The organism is Pseudomonas viridiflava (assembly GCF_900602065.1).
Classification (GTDB): domain Bacteria; phylum Pseudomonadota; class Gammaproteobacteria; order Pseudomonadales; family Pseudomonadaceae; genus Aquipseudomonas.
In genome coordinates, this window is the sequence record NZ_UWFN01000218.1 from 1 (window position 1) to 334 (window position 334).

Genomic DNA, 334 nt, shown 5'->3' on the forward strand with positions numbered 1-334 from the left:
GGCCGACGATCACGGTGACCAAGGCAATGATGTACAGCGTGATCCGCGAGCCGTAGACCAACCGGCTGAAAATGTCGCGGCCGTATTCATCGGTACCGAACCAGTGCGCCGAACCCGGCGCCTGCAGGGCGTTGGCCAGGTTTTGCGCGACCGGGTCATGGGTGGCGATCCACGGCGCAAACGTCGCCACAACCACCAGCAGCAGCGCAACCAGCAAGCCGGCAAGCGTCATCGGGTTACGCAACAGGTGGCGCAAAATCCGCAGGCCGCTTTTGCACAGGGCATCAAAGCTGGACCCAGGGGACTGTTCCACCGGCCGCTTCGCCGTGGATTC

The 334-nt window shown here is 63.5% G+C and carries 1 pseudogene; it reads right to left on the reverse strand.

From position 1 onward, the window contains the following. A pseudogene (locus EE949_RS12915) lies at window positions 1-313 on the reverse strand (D,D-dipeptide ABC transporter permease); the annotation flags it as partial. Between the last annotated feature and the right edge of the window lie 21 nt (window positions 314-334).